The organism is Pseudooceanicola nitratireducens (assembly GCF_900109195.1).
GTDB classification, from domain to species: domain Bacteria; phylum Pseudomonadota; class Alphaproteobacteria; order Rhodobacterales; family Rhodobacteraceae; genus Pseudooceanicola; species Pseudooceanicola nitratireducens.
This window is the reverse complement of record NZ_FNZG01000002.1, coordinates 735,873-749,864: the sequence shown is the minus strand read 5'-3', so window position 1 is coordinate 749,864 and position 13,992 is coordinate 735,873. Positions and strand designations below refer to the sequence as shown.

General features: G+C 64.3%; 11 protein-coding genes. 6 read left to right on the top strand and 5 right to left on the bottom strand.

Annotated features, from left to right (window positions below; genetic code table 11):
* Positions 1-52: 52 nt before the first annotated feature.
* The gene (gene ccrA, locus BMX99_RS09550; protein ID WP_093450565.1) at positions 53-1,342 is read right to left on the bottom strand and encodes a crotonyl-CoA carboxylase/reductase; all 1,290 of its coding nucleotides are present in this window, start codon (positions 1,340-1,342) and stop codon (positions 53-55) included.
* 323 nt (positions 1,343-1,665) lie between these two features.
* Between ccrA and BMX99_RS09545 the strand changes: the two genes are divergently transcribed.
* The 5 genes from BMX99_RS09545 to deoD all read left to right on the top strand — a co-directional run bounded on the left by BMX99_RS09545 (position 1,666) and on the right by deoD (position 7,919).
* Positions 1,666-2,226: a VPLPA-CTERM sorting domain-containing protein gene (locus BMX99_RS09545; protein WP_093450563.1), complete on the top strand. Its 561-nt coding sequence runs from the start codon at positions 1,666-1,668 to the stop codon at positions 2,224-2,226.
* A 245-nt stretch (positions 2,227-2,471) separates the two neighbouring features.
* Positions 2,472-4,439 (top strand): protein meaA, encoded by a 1,968-nt coding sequence (locus BMX99_RS09540; RefSeq protein WP_093450561.1) that lies wholly within the window; start codon positions 2,472-2,474, stop codon positions 4,437-4,439.
* Between the two features lie 147 nt (positions 4,440-4,586).
* Positions 4,587-6,140, top strand: coding sequence for an ATP-dependent DNA helicase (locus BMX99_RS09535; RefSeq protein WP_093450559.1), 1,554 nt, complete (start codon positions 4,587-4,589; stop codon positions 6,138-6,140).
* Entirely contained in the window at positions 6,137-6,856 is a 720-nt protein-coding gene (locus BMX99_RS09530) for an SDR family oxidoreductase (protein WP_093450556.1), read from the top strand. Before BMX99_RS09535 ends, BMX99_RS09530 begins: the two co-directional genes overlap by 4 nt.
* A gap of 358 nt (positions 6,857-7,214) precedes the next feature.
* Positions 7,215-7,919, top strand: a complete 705-nt coding sequence (gene deoD / locus BMX99_RS09525) for a purine-nucleoside phosphorylase (protein WP_093450553.1) — start codon at positions 7,215-7,217, stop codon at positions 7,917-7,919.
* Between the two features lie 495 nt (positions 7,920-8,414).
* Here deoD and BMX99_RS09520 read toward each other — a convergent pair whose 3' ends face one another.
* Positions 8,415-9,290 carry an urea carboxylase-associated family protein gene (locus tag BMX99_RS09520; RefSeq protein ID WP_093451305.1) on the bottom strand — a complete coding sequence of 292 codons (876 nt, stop codon included), beginning with the start codon at positions 9,288-9,290 and terminating at the stop codon, positions 8,415-8,417.
* A 116-nt stretch (positions 9,291-9,406) separates the two neighbouring features.
* Between BMX99_RS09520 and yghU the strand changes: the two genes are divergently transcribed.
* Entirely contained in the window at positions 9,407-10,276 is an 870-nt protein-coding gene (gene yghU, locus BMX99_RS09515; RefSeq protein ID WP_093450551.1) for a glutathione-dependent disulfide-bond oxidoreductase, read from the top strand.
* 181 nt (positions 10,277-10,457) lie between these two features.
* Here yghU and BMX99_RS09510 read toward each other — a convergent pair whose 3' ends face one another.
* The 3 genes from BMX99_RS09510 to BMX99_RS09505 form a co-directional block, all read right to left on the bottom strand.
* Positions 10,458-11,630 carry a type III PLP-dependent enzyme gene (locus BMX99_RS09510; RefSeq protein ID WP_093450548.1) on the bottom strand — a complete coding sequence of 391 codons (1,173 nt, stop codon included), beginning with the start codon at positions 11,628-11,630 and terminating at the stop codon, positions 10,458-10,460.
* 316 nt (positions 11,631-11,946) lie between these two features.
* The gene (locus tag BMX99_RS19665) at positions 11,947-12,102 is read right to left on the bottom strand and encodes a hypothetical protein (RefSeq protein ID WP_170848696.1); all 156 of its coding nucleotides are present in this window, start codon (positions 12,100-12,102) and stop codon (positions 11,947-11,949) included.
* 108 nt (positions 12,103-12,210) lie between these two features.
* Positions 12,211-13,854 (bottom strand): FAD-binding dehydrogenase, encoded by a 1,644-nt coding sequence (locus BMX99_RS09505; protein ID WP_093450545.1) that lies wholly within the window; start codon positions 13,852-13,854, stop codon positions 12,211-12,213.
* Between the last annotated feature and the right edge of the window lie 138 nt (positions 13,855-13,992).

Here is a 13,992-nt window from a genome sequence, read left to right as displayed (position 1 = left end):
TTCGCTATTCAACTCCCGGCCTCGGACAGCTGTCCAAGACCCCGGGCGACACTCAGCCGCGGCCAGCGTCCAGCACTTCCTCGACCGTGCGCAACCCGGCGCGCGGGGATTGCACCAGCACCGCCATGTTGCCGGGCTTGTGCTCGTTCCGCAGCATCTTCATGTGCGCCTCGGGGATCTCGTCCCAGGGGAACAGCTCGGACATGCAGGGGTCCAGGCGGCGCTCCATCATCAGGCGGTTCGCCGATGCGGCCTGTTTCAGGTTGGCAAAGTGCGAGCCCTGCAGACGCTTCTGGTGCATCCACATGTAGCGCACGTCGAAGGTGGTGTTGAAGCCCGAGGTCCCGGCACAGATCACCACGATCCCGCCCTTCTTGACCACCAGGGTCGACACCGGGAAGGTCGCCTCGCCGGGGTGTTCAAAGACCATGTCCACGTTCACGCCCTTGCCGGTGATCTCCCAGATCGCCTTACCGAACTTGCGGGCCTCTTTCAGCCATTCGTTGTACTCGGGGCTGTTGACCTTCGGCAGCTGACCCCAGCAGTTGAAGTCCTTCCGGTTGATCACGCCCTTGGCACCCTGGGCCATGACGAAGTCGCGCTTGCTCTCGTCCGAGATCACGCCGATCGCATTTGCACCCGCGGTGGTCGCCAGCTGGATCGCGTAGGAGCCCAGACCGCCCGAGGCACCCCAGACCAGAACGTTCTGGCCGGGTTTCAGCTCATGCGGGTGGTGACCGAACAGCATCCGGTAGGCGGTGGCCAGCGTCAGCGTGTAGCAGGCGGCCTCTTCCCAGGTCAGGTGCTTGGGGCGCGGCATCAGCTGCTGCGCCTGCACGCGGGTGAACTGCGCGAAGGACCCGTCGCCGGTTTCGTAGCCCCAGATCCGCTGCGTCGGAGAGAACATCGGATCGCCGCCGTTGCACTCTTCATCGTCGCCATCGTCCTGGTTGCAGTGGATCACGACCTCGTCGCCCACTTTCCAGTTCTTCACCTTGTCGCCCACGGCCCAGACGATGCCCGAGGCATCGGACCCGGCGATGTGGTAGTCCTGACCATGCACGTCGAACGGCGAAATCGGCTCGCCCTTGCCGGCCCAGACGCCGTTGTAGTTCACACCGGCCGCCATGACGAGAACCAGCACCTCGTGGCTGTCGATCTGCCAGGTGTCGACGACTTCCTTCTGGAACGACGTGATCGGCTCACCGTGGCGCTCACGGCGGATCGCCCAGGCGTACATCTGCTTCGGCACATGCCCCAGGGGGGGCATTTCACCGATTTCATACAGGTCTTTTTTGGGCGCGTCATAAGCCGCGATCGCGGAATCAGTATCCAGAGCCATGGGGACCTCCTGTGTCTCGTTTGCCGCAACGCAGAATCGCTGCAGCTGCAAACATGGAAGTAAAATGCATCGCGCAACTTTGCAACAAGGGAAGTGGATTTTTTGTAATTTTCTGTCGTCGTGAAATTTCAACTCTCCTCCGAAGCAGGCCGGAGAAGCAGGAAAATGCCCAATTTTTACAGACTGCAGCGCCAACTTGACTTGGTCGGACTTCAGACCACATCTGACCCCTGCGCGTTGCCGCCATCCCTTATTCTGCCACGCGGCATTTGGGGTTGGCGCGCCTGAATGCGACGCGCTTTACCCAAAAGGGGGACCTTGTCTTGAAAACCATTCTTGCAGCCGCCGGCCTGTCCATGCTGGCTTTTTCGGCCCAGGCGGCCACCACGACCATCGATTTCGAATCGTTTGCGACCGGCACGACCATCGCTGGCACCGACCTGGGCGGCCTGACGCTGGCCACCGGTTTTGTCAGCTCGGGACCGAACGGCACCAAAGCCATCCTGCCGACCGGATCTGACTACACGCAGAAGTACCGCGCTGACTTCTCGGCCACGGATGTCACGGCATTTTCCGTCGACATGGGCGACTATGGCCAGGACGCCGACGCCCTGTTCCTCTTCGCCTATGACTCGCTTGGCAACGAACTGGACAGCGCCACGGGCTCCCTTGCTGCGGGCGTCTCGGGCATGACCACGCTCAACGTCAGCAGCCTGTCCAACATCGCCTACGTGATCTTCTTCGGGGAAGGTTTTAACACCCAAAACAACGTCTACGCCGACAACCTCAGCTTCACCACGACACCCGCGGTGCCCCTGCCCGCAGGTCTGGTCCTGATGGGATCGGCGCTGGCGGGCTTCGGCCTGATCCGCCGCAAGGGCTGACCCTTGCCGCAGCCACGACACGAACAGCGTCCCACTTCGGGGCGCTGTTTTTCTATGTGCCCCCCTTTCCCGTCTGCCCCTTCGATCAACGCGCCCCAGCCTGATCGCCCTTTGCTGCAGCACAGCACCCACCAATCGAATGCGCCGCGCCGCAGCGAATTGACATCGCCACATTCTTTCAGATACTGACCTCAAGACGAAATTTAGTTGCGCACCCGAATCCCATCAACGAACCGAGGCACCGCATGACCGAGACCCAGAAAGACCGCCCCTGGCTGTTCCGCACCTACTCGGGCCATTCCACGGCCAAGGCTTCGAACGAACTGTACCGGACCAACCTGAAAAAGGGTCAGACCGGCCTGTCGGTGGCCTTCGACCTGCCGACCCAGACCGGTTACGACAGCGATCACGTGCTGGCGCGCGGTGAGGTCGGCAAGGTCGGCGTGCCGATCAGCCATCTGGGCGACATGCGCACGCTCTTCGATCAGATCCCCCTGGCCGAGATGAACACCTCGATGACGATCAACGCGACCGCGCCTTGGCTGCTGTCGCTGTATATCGCCGTTGCCGAGGAACAGGGCGCGGATCCCGCCACGCTTCAGGGCACCGTGCAGAACGACCTAATCAAGGAATACCTGTCGCGCGGAACCTATATCTGCCCGCCTGCCCCCTCGCTCAAGATGATCGCGGATGTGGCCGAATATTGCTACAAGGAGGTTCCCAAGTGGAACCCGATGAACGTCTGTTCCTACCACCTGCAAGAGGCCGGCGCGACGCCGGAACAGGAACTGGCCTATGCGCTGGCCACCGGCATGGCGGTTCTGGACGAACTCCGCCCGCGCGTCCCGGCCGAGGATTTTCCCCAGGTCGTGGGCCGGATCTCCTTCTTCGTGAACGCCGGCATCCGCTTCGTGACCGAGATGTGCAAGATGCGCGCCTTCGTCGATCTCTGGGACGAGATCTGCCAGGAGCGGTACGGCGTCGAGGATCCGAAATTCCGCCGCTTCCGCTATGGGGTGCAGGTGAACTCTCTCGGCCTGACCGAACAGCAGCCCGAAAACAACGTCTACCGCATCCTGATCGAGATGCTGGCCGTGACCCTGTCGAAAAAGGCCCGCGCCCGCGCCGTGCAGCTGCCCGCCTGGAACGAGGCCCTGGGCCTGCCGCGCCCCTGGGATCAGCAATGGTCGCTGCGCATGCAGCAGATCATGGCCTATGAAACCGACCTGCTGGAATATGGCGACCTTTTCGACGGCAACCCGGCGGTGGATGCCAAGGTCGCGGCGCTGAAGGAAGGCGCGCGCGCTGAACTGGCGAACCTCGATTCCATGGGCGGGGCCGTGGCCGCGATCGACTACATGAAGTCGCGCCTGGTGGAATCCAACGCCGAGCGTGTGAACAAGATCGAGACCGACAAGACCATCGTCGTCGGCGTGAACAAATGGACCGAGGCCGAGCCCTCGCCCCTGATGGGCGAAGACGGCGGCATCATGACGGTCGACCCGGCGGTCGAGGCCGACCAGGTCGAGCGCCTGATCGCCTGGCGCGCCGCCCGCGACGAAGACGCGGTGAAAAAGGCCCTTGCCGATCTGCGTGCCGCCGCTGCGGCCGGGGAAAACTGCATGCCCGCCTCGATTGCCGCGGCCAAGGCCGGCGTCACCACCGGCGAATGGGCCGCCCAGATGCGCGCCGTGCATGGCGAATACCGTGGTCCCACGGGCGTCTCGGCCAGCGTGTCGAACCAGACCGAGGGGCTGGACGACATCCGCGACGCGGTCAATGCCGTGTCGGACAAGCTGGGCCGCCGGTTGAAGTTCGTCATCGGCAAGCCGGGGCTGGACGGCCATTCCAACGGGGCCGAACAGATCGCCTTCCGCGCCCGCGACTGCGGCATGGACATCAACTACGACGGCATCCGCCTGACGCCCGAAGAAATTGTCACCCGCGCGCAGGAACAAGAGGCGCATGTCGTTGGCCTCTCGATCCTGTCCGGTTCGCACCTGCCGCTGGTCGAAGAGGTCATGACCCGCATGCGCGACGCCGGCCTTTCGCATATCCCCGTGATCGTCGGCGGGATCATTCCCGACGAGGACGGAAAACGCCTGTTGGCCATGGGCGTTGCCCGGGTCTACACGCCGAAGGATTTCCAGCTGAACACGATCATGATGGACGTGGTCGAGCTGGCCGATCCCAAGTCGGTCGCCGCCGAGTAACCCTCGCCACCGCGCTACGCCCCTTCCACAACGCGCCCGCCCCCGCGGGGGCGGCCGAAGCCGACACCGCAAAAGCATACCCATGGAACGACGGGCGCGGGCGCGGACCATATGGAACTCCGCCCCAAAGCGCTGTAGCGTCCGCGCATGACGCAGACCCCCGCCTCCCTGCCCTCGGTGACCTTTTCGCACGATCAGGCCGATGCCTTCGATCGCATCACCGAAGCCCTGCGCGAAGACGGGGTCGATCTGACCGACGGCTTCACCCAGCCCCCCGGCGCGGGCAAGGGTCGGGTGTTGGCCGTCACCGGCAAGGCCGGTTCGGGCAAGACGCTTCTTCTTTCGGCGCTGTCGCGCGCAGCGGAAGAGGCCGGCGTGACGCTGATCTCGGGGGATTACGAACCGCGCAAGCACAAGGACCGCCGGACGCTGGCCATCCTCGCACCGACGAACAAGGCGGCCTCGGTCCTGCGGCTGCGCGGCGTGCCCGCGACGACGATCCACCGCATCCTCTATACCCCGGTCTATGACCCGCAATACGAACGCATCGCGGAATGGCTGGCCGGAGAAGGCGACCGACCCGAGATCGAAGGGCTGACAGATGAAGCGCTGGACCGCGCCATGGCCTTCTTCGAGACCAACAAATCCGTCCCCGGCGCTCTGGCGGCAGCCGGGCTGCGCGGGTCGGATTTCATCACCGGATGGAAGCGGCGCGATGACCCGCTGGACATTGGGCTGATCGACGAGGCCTCGATGCTGGACGACAAGCAGTTCGACGATCTGCGCGAAATCTTCCCGACGCTTCTGATCTTCGGCGATCCCGCCCAGCTGGCCCCGGTCGGCCAATCCGGCCGCATGGTCTTTGATCGCGTCGCCGCGCCCAACCTGATGCACCTGGACCGGGTCCACCGCCAGGACGCGGACAACCCGATCCTTGACCTGGCCCATGCCCTGGCCGACCCGCAGCTGAGCTTCGAGGACTTCGAGCGCATGATCGAGGACAAGGCCCGCGCCGACGACCGGGTGATCTGGGGCCAGCGGGTCGAGGTCGACCTGATGGCGCGATCGCCGGTCCTGGTCTGGCGCAACGTCACGCGCATCCGCCTGATCAATGCCTTCCGCCGGGTGCATGACGCCCCCGAAGACGCCCTTCTGCCCGGAGAGCCGCTGATCTGCGACGGGATCGAGCTGCCTCTGAAACACCGCAAGAAGCGCCTTGATCTGGAAGCGCGCGGGCTGATCAAGGGGGCACAGGTTGTCTACCTTGGCCCCGGGTCCAAGCCCGGGTTTTCGCGTCTGCACGTGATGGGGGCGGAAAGCCCGCAGGTCTCGGCGGCCTCGATCGTGAAGATTGAGAAACCGGACGAGGAAGAGCCCTTCATCCCTTATGCCGCCCGCATGGGCGCGACCTTTCTGCATGGCGCGGCGGTGACGATCCACAAGGCGCAGGGCTCGCAATGGCCCGAGGTGCAGGTCTTTGCCCCCGACCTTTACGCCGCCGCCCGCGTCGGTCGGGTCGAGGCCGGGCAGCCGCTGTGGAAACGGCTGGCCTATGTGGCGATCACCCGGGCCGAGACGCGGCTGCACTGGATCGTGCGCAACCGGCTGTCGCGGCCGACCGCGCCCCTGTCGGTCGACGATCTGCGCGCCGCGCCCCCCGCGCCGCTGAGCCTGAGCACCACCGAGGAGACCGCGCCATGAAGACGATCCTGATCACCGGGGCCAGCAGCGGCATCGGCCTGGCCACCGCCCAGGCGTTTTTAAAGGCGGGCTGGCAGGTCGGATGCCTTGCCCGGCGCGCAGACGCGCTGAGCGCGAATTTTGGCGGAGACGACAACGCGATGATCCTGCCCGCGGATGTCACCGATGAGGCCGCCGTCGATGCGGCGGTCGAACAGCTGGTGGCGCGGACCGGACGGCTGGATGTGCTGTTCAACAACGCCGGCACCTTCGGGCGGGCCGATACGATCGACGGGATCACGCTAGAGGAATGGCGTGCGGTCGTGGATCTGAACCTGACCGGCATGTTCCTGGCGGCCCGCGCGGCGTTTCGCCAGATGCGGCGACAGGATCCACAAGGCGGGCGGATCATCAACAACGGCTCGATTTCCGCCCATGTCCCGCGCGAGGGATCCCTGGCCTATACGGCGACCAAACATGCAGTGACCGGGATGACGCGGACGCTTTCGCTGGACGGGCGGGCCTTTGACATCGCCTGCGGTCAGATCGACATCGGCAATGCGCGCACGGATCTTCTTCAGGGGATCATAGATGCCAATCCGACGGCCCCGCCACCGTCCATGGACGTGGAGCACGCGGCGCAGGCAGTTCTGAATATGGCGCTTCTGCCGCCCGAGGCCAATGTGCAGTTCATGACGATCATGGCGACCAAGATGCCCTATATCGGGCGCGGCTAGGTTCGCCGGGACCGATCCAAAGGAGCGCCTGCGGCGCATTCCGTTTTATCTGCAAGGGGCGCTGCCCCTTGGCGTCAAATGCCTGGGCATTTGCCGCCTACCCCGGGATATTTTCGGCAAGAGGATGCGCGGAAAGGGTTTCTTAACTGGAATCGTGGAGTGTCGTGGGGCGGTTTTGGCGGTGACGCCGGTGACCGCCTTTGGTGAAGCCCCCCGTAAGCGTTGTCGGGCCGACAATCGGCGGGGGGTGGACCCTATGCGGAGCGAAGGGAGGTTAACTGAGGACGTGACCCGGGGTCGGGCGTGGACAAATGCCGGGGACGGCGGGATAGTCGGGCCAGCAAACGGAGGCTGATCCATGACCATCCATATCGGGGCCAAGCCAGGCCAGATCGCGGAAACTGTTCTGATGCCGGGCGATCCCTATCGCGCGAAATGGGCGGCAGAGACCTTTCTGGACGGGGCCGAACTGGTAAACGAAGTGCGCGGCATGCTGGGCTTCACCGGGACCTGGAAAGGCCATCGCGTGACGATCCAAGGATCTGGGATGGGCATGCCCTCTCTCTCGATCTACGCGAATGAACTGATCCGCGACTATGGGGCGCAGACCCTGATCCGTATCGGGTCCTGCGGGGCGATGCAGGACAAGGTGAAGATCCGCGACGTGATCCTGGCGATGTCGGCCACATCGATCTCGACCCCGTCGCTTGGCTTCTTCAAGGAGGTCAACTTTGCCCCGACCGCCGATTTCGGCCTGCTGAAGGCGGCCTATGAGGCCGCCGAAGCCCGGGGCGTTACGACGCATACCGGCGGGATTTATTCGGCGGACGTGTTCTATGCCGAGCGTCCCGACCTGGACGAGACGATGGAGCGTCACGGGATCCTAGCTGTCGAGATGGAGGCGGCCGAGCTCTACACCCTGGCCGCGCGCTACGGCCGGCGGGCTTTGGCGGTGCTGACGGTGTCGGATCACCTGAAAACGCACGAGGCGCTGCCCTCGGAAGATCGGGAAAAGAGCTTTGGCGAGATGGTCGAGATCGCGCTTGAGGCGGCTTTCGCCTGAGGGGTTTGAGCGAGGGATGGGCTTGGTTTGATTGGTGCGGCGCGCGGTTTGATTGGCTTCGCCCTGTGACCGGAGCGTGGTGCTGATCGACTTCTTCTTGGGCGATGTGACGGGCGCTGAGGACGGCCTGCGTGATTTTGCATGGGGTGCCGAGCTTCGGCCGCCCCAGAGTTTCCTCGGCCAGAAAGTGGCTTCGCCAGGGGACCAGAATTCGATGCTGATCGACATGTCTTGCGGCGCATCTGACCGCTTGTGCAGACCCCGCATGTTTTGGTGCGTGGGATGTTGCTCGCCCGCCCAGCCGAAGGCCGGTGTGCGAAACGTGGCTGGTGGTTCAACGGAGCAACGGAGCAACGGAGCAACGGAGCAACGGAGCAACGGAGCAACGGAGCAACGGAGCAACGGAGCAACGGAGCAACGGAGCAACGGCTCAACGGCTCAACGGCTCAACGGCTCAACGGGCAATACCCCGCCCCAAAACACCGTCAACCCGGGTCAGAGCCCATGCGTGCCGTCATAGCCGTTGCGCGCGGGGCTGGACCAGCCGGAGAGGGCAGCCGCATCCGGGGTGAAGCGCTCGATCAGCAGCGGGTGGCAGGGGGCGGTGTCGGACGAATGCTCGGAGCCGCAGTCGCCTCCCGGGCAGGCCGAAAGCGCGCCGACCAGGTCGATTTCGGCGAAGAACTCGACATAATCGCCGGGCCGCACCGGGCTGGCCTTCATGAAGTACTGGCCGGTATCGCGGGTGAAGCCGGTGCACATGAAGACGTTGAGCACATCGTGGACCAGCGTGGCGGCCTGATCGACCGGCAGCCCGGTCTCAGCCACGACCGCGCGGGTCAGGTTCGAATGGCAGCAGTGGTGGTACTGCCCCCCGCTTAGAAGGTGGTGCGTATGCGGATCGCAGCGCGTGCCGATCACGTCATGCACCCGCCCGCCAAATTCATCCGCGCCGTACCAGGCCAGCGTATCCGCCACCATCGTCGCCATGGGGCGCAGGGAGGGAAAGCTGCTCCACATCCGGTTGCCGACGCCCAGGTGCGTGCCATGCAAGGCACGGGTTTTGCCGGAGTAAAACCGCTCGGACATATCCGCGGACCAGAGGTTCAGATCCCCGACCTGGGGGCCTTCAACACAGGTGATGCGAAAGAACGATCCCGCCGGCACCCGGAAGGCTGCCGCATCGCGGGGCTGTGCCACCCATTCACCGGTCTTCTGCGCCCCCTTCCGCGCACGGGCGTAAAGCTCTAGCGGCGCGGGCGGCAGGCTGTCGGTCGGGTAGCAGATCACCGGGGCCATCCGGCGCCGGGCCTGGGCGTCTGCGGGGGCCGGGAAAGTCTCATTCGCGGGGGGTGTCACTGGGGCGGTCATGCGGGCCAGACTGACCGCGACGGCGTCTTTGCGCAATCATGAACATCACCGCCACGCCTTCTGCGTTGAGCCCGCTGCGCAAGCCTGCTCTAGTGCCCGCAACATAGGAGACGATCATGAGCCAAGACGACTATACCCCGCCGAAGGTCTGGACCTGGGACCAGGAAAGCGGCGGCCGCTTTGCCAGCATCAACCGTCCGATTTCTGGCGCGACCCATGACAAGGATCTGCCCGTCGGCAAGCATCCCCATCAGCTTTATTCGCTGGCAACGCCGAACGGCCAGAAGGTCACGATCCTCTTCGAGGAGCTGCTGGCCGCCGGTCATTCCGACGCCGAATATGACGCCTGGCTGATCAACATCGGGGACGGCGACCAGTTCGGCTCCGGCTTTGTCGAGGCCAACCCGAACTCCAAGATCCCCGCCATGGTCGACCATTCCGGCGATGCGCCGCTGCGCGTCTTTGAATCCGGTAACATCCTGTTCTACCTGGCGGAAAAGTTCGGGGCCTTCCTGCCCAACGATCACCGCGCACGGACCGAGGCGATGAACTGGCTGTTCTGGCTGCAGGGCTCTGCCCCCTATCTGGGCGGCGGTTTTGGCCATTTCTACGCCTATGCGCCCTTCAAGATGGAATACCCCATCAACCGCTTCGCGATGGAGGTGAAGCGCCAGCTGGACGTCCTGGACAAGCAGCTGGAGAAGAATGAATTCCTGGCCGGGTCCGACTATTCGATCGCCGACATGGCCACTGCCCCCTGGTATGGCCGCATGGCCACCGAAGGGGCCTATGAAGAAGGCAAGACCTTCCTGCAGGCGGGCGACTACAAACACGTCGTCAGATGGGCCGAAACGATCTTTGCCCGCCCCGCGGTGCAGCGCGGCCGCATGGTCAACGCGGCCTCGGGCGATCCGTCGAAACAGCTGCGCGAACGCCATGACGCCAGCGACTTCGAGACGAAGACCCAGGACAAGCTTGAGGGCTGATCCCCCGATCAGACCAGGAAAAGGGCCCCACATCCGGGGCCTTTTTTGCGCCCTTGGCCCGGCGCAGGACACCGTCGACGGGGCAAACCAAAGCGCATTCCAGAATGAAAAGGGGCGCAGAGGTTTCCCCCTGCGCCCGAACACGCGAACCCCGCCTCCCCTCGCGGGGCTCAAGCGGTGATCAGATCACCACCACGTCCAGCGGCGGGAAGCCGTTGAAGCCGATCGACGCATAGGTCGAGGTATAGGCACCGCAGTTGCGGATGATGAAACGGTCGCCCGAACGCAGACCCATCGGCAGCTCGACCGGGCGTTTTTCGTAAAGCACGTCGGCGCTGTCGCAGGACGGACCTGCCAGGATGCAGGGGCCGGTGGCTTCGTGATCGCGGTCGGTCAGGAACTGGTAGCGGATCGCTTCGTCCATGGTTTCGGCCAGACCCGAGAATTTACCGATGTCCAGGTAAACCCAGCGGTGCAGGTCACTGTCGGATTTCTTCGACACCAGCAGAACTTCGGCGGCAATCGCACCAGCTTCGGCAACCAGGCCACGGCCGGGCTCTGCCATCACGTGGGCGACATGGCCGAAACGCTCTTCGATCAGCTCCATCACGCGGGCGGCGTAGGCCGTCGGACGCTGGATTTCCTCACCGTAGTAGGCAGGGAAACCACCACCGATGTTCAGCAGGGTCAGCTCGTGACCTGCTTCATGGGCGGCTTTCCACATCGCGGCAACCTGGTCCAGCGTGGCGGTCCACATTTCGGCGCGTTTGGTTTGCGAACCCACGTGGAACGAGAAACCGACAGGTTTCAGGCCCAGCTCGACCGCCATGTCCATCAGCGACACGGCCTTGTCACGGGCACAGCCGAACTTGCGCGACAGCGGCCAATCCGCTTCCGAGGCATCGACGATCAGACGGATGTAGACATCCGAACCGGGCGCGAATTCTGCAATCTTTTCCAGCTCTTCTTCCGCATCGGCCGCGAACAGGGTGACACCGGCGTGGAAGGCGAATTCAATATCGCGCACCTTCTTGACGGTGTTCCCGAACGAGATGTTCTCGGGGCGGGCACCCAGCGACAGGCAGAGTTCGATTTCCGCGCGCGATGCCGCGTCGAAGCCCGAGCCGAGGTCAACCAGACGCTCGATGATCTCGCGCTGCGGGTTGGCTTTGACGGCATAGTGGATGCGGGCATGACCCAGGCCGGCCTTCAGCGCGTGGTACTGCTCTTCCACGCGGTCGACGTCGATGACCAGCGTCGGGCGGTCGAACACGGTCGAACGGATGAAGGATTCCACGCGGGATTCACGGCGAATAGAAGTGCGGACCGAAAAATCGGCTACGTATGCGTTCATTGGTCATCTCCAAAAGACCCGGCCATTCCGATTGCTCGGCGCAGACCGCTCAGTTCCAGTGAAGACGTTACCGTCGCTACGTAACCGCAGGGCTTATAGTCTTAGCCCTCTCGCCAGAGGCGCGTGCGTTGGCGTCTATGTAAGTCGCCATATCGGGCCAAACCCGGATTCGATCAATACCAAAAATGTCCCCGGAGGAAATTTTTTTGGGCCACCCCTGCATACGGGGATTAAGCCATTGATAAAATTTATGAACTCCGCCACGGCAGGGAAAGAACCGTGGCAGAGTTGCATCGGCCAAAGTACCGGAAATCGATCAGGCGGCTTTGACGTATTCGAAGTATTCGCCCTGCGCGGCACTCTCGGTGACCTGCGGCAGCGGTTCGAAATATTCGTAAGCCTGGTTCAGGGCGTTCAGGGCATCCTGCGCCTTGCGCAGCTGCTCCTGGCTGGGTTTTGCGATCTTGTCCATCAGGTGCCTCATTGGATCAAAGGCCCCTCCCTGCCCCACTACATGGCCCCAAAGCGCCGAAATGACAGCAGAAGTTTTCGCAATGCCGCATTGCAGCAATTGCAGATCTCAGACCTCGCGCCCGGCCACGCGCCCGGTGAAAAGGCAGCCGCCCAGGAACGTCCCCTCCAGCGCGTTGTAGCCATGATAGCCACCGCCACCAAAGCCTGCGACCTCTCCGGCGGCATAGACACCCTCGATCACCTCGCCCCGGGCATCCAGCACCCGCGCCTTCACATCCGTGTGCAGCCCGCCCAGGGACTTGCGTGTCAGGATGTTCAGCCGCACCGCGATCAGCGGCCCCGCCTTGGGATCCAGGATCCGATGCGGCTTTGCCGTCCGCACCAGCCGGTCGCCCAGGTACCTCCGCGCCCCGTGGATCGCCGTCACCTGCGCGTCCTTGGTAAATGGGTTCTCCATCTCGCGGTCCCGCGCCTCGACCTGGGCCCGGATCCGGGCCGGGTCCAGCGGGCTTTGCGGCTCCAGCCGGTTCATGCCCTCGACCAGCGCCTCCAGCGTGTCGGCCACGACGAAATCCGCGCCGTGTTCCTTGAAGGCCTCGACCGGTGCTGTTGCCGCCTTGTTCAGGATGCGCGCCTTGATGACCTCCCCCCACTTCCCGGACGTGAAATCCGGGTTCTGCTCGGACCCGGACAGGGCGAATTCCTTCTTGATGATCGCCTGGGTCAGGATGAACCAGCTGTGATCCTCTCCGGTCGACAGGATCCGCCGCAGGGTCGCCAGCGTGTCGAACCCCGGCAGACAGGGGGCCTCCATCCGCTGCCCCTTTGCATCGAACCAAAGCGACGACGGCCCCGGCAGGATGCGGATCCCGTGGTTGGGCCAGATCGGATCCCAGTTCTGGATGCCTTCGCAGTAATGCCACATGCGGTCGCCGTTGATCACACCCGCGCCTGCCGCCTCGGCCAGGCCCTGCAACTGCCCGTCCACGTAATCCGGCACGCCCGACACCATGCGCTTTGGGGCCGCCCCAAGCCTCTCGACCGGCCAGTGCCGCCGCACTTTGTCATGGTCCCCGCCGATCCCGCCCGAGGTCAGGATCAACGCCTGCCCCTCCGCCTCAAAGGCACCTATCGCCTCGCGCGATGTCGACACCCCGCGCGGCGCGTCACTCTCCACCAGAACCTGCCCCGCCACCCGGCGCGCCTTCAGGTCCAGCTCAGTGACCCTGTGCCGGAACCCGAAGGTCAGCGCCCCGGATTTCGCCAGCGCCTCGGCCCGCGCCACGAAAGGCGCAATCACCCCCGGCCCGGTGCCCCAGGTCAGGTGAAAGCGCGGCACCGAATTGCCATGCCCATGCGCCAGCGCGCCGCCCCGCTCGGCCCAGCCGACAACGGGAAACCAGCGCATTCCAAGGCCCGACAGCCAATCGCGCATCTCACCGGCGGCAAAATCAAGATAGGCGTCGGCCACGGCGCGCGGGTTGGCATCCTCCGCCCGGTCAAACCCGGCCGAGCCATACCAATCCTGCGCCGCCAGCTCCCGGCTGTCGCGGATCTTCATCCGCCGCTGTTCCGGCGTATCCACCATGAACAACCCGCCAAGCGACCAGAAGGCCTGCCCGCCCAGGCTCTGTGGCCCTTCCTGGTCCAGCAACAGGACACTGCGCCCGCGATCCGCGGCCTCAACGGCGGCCACCAGTCCCGCAAGCCCCGCCCCCACGACGATCACATCCGCCCGGTATCTCTGCATGGCCGCTCCTCCCAAGCCCAAGCCCTCCCGCAAAGCCTATGCGCCCCTGCGCCGGGCTCCAAAGCAGAACGCCACGTCAGCCCCTCTTTGGTTTTCGAAAATATCCCCGCCGGAGGCCCCGAAGCCCTGCCCCCGCCT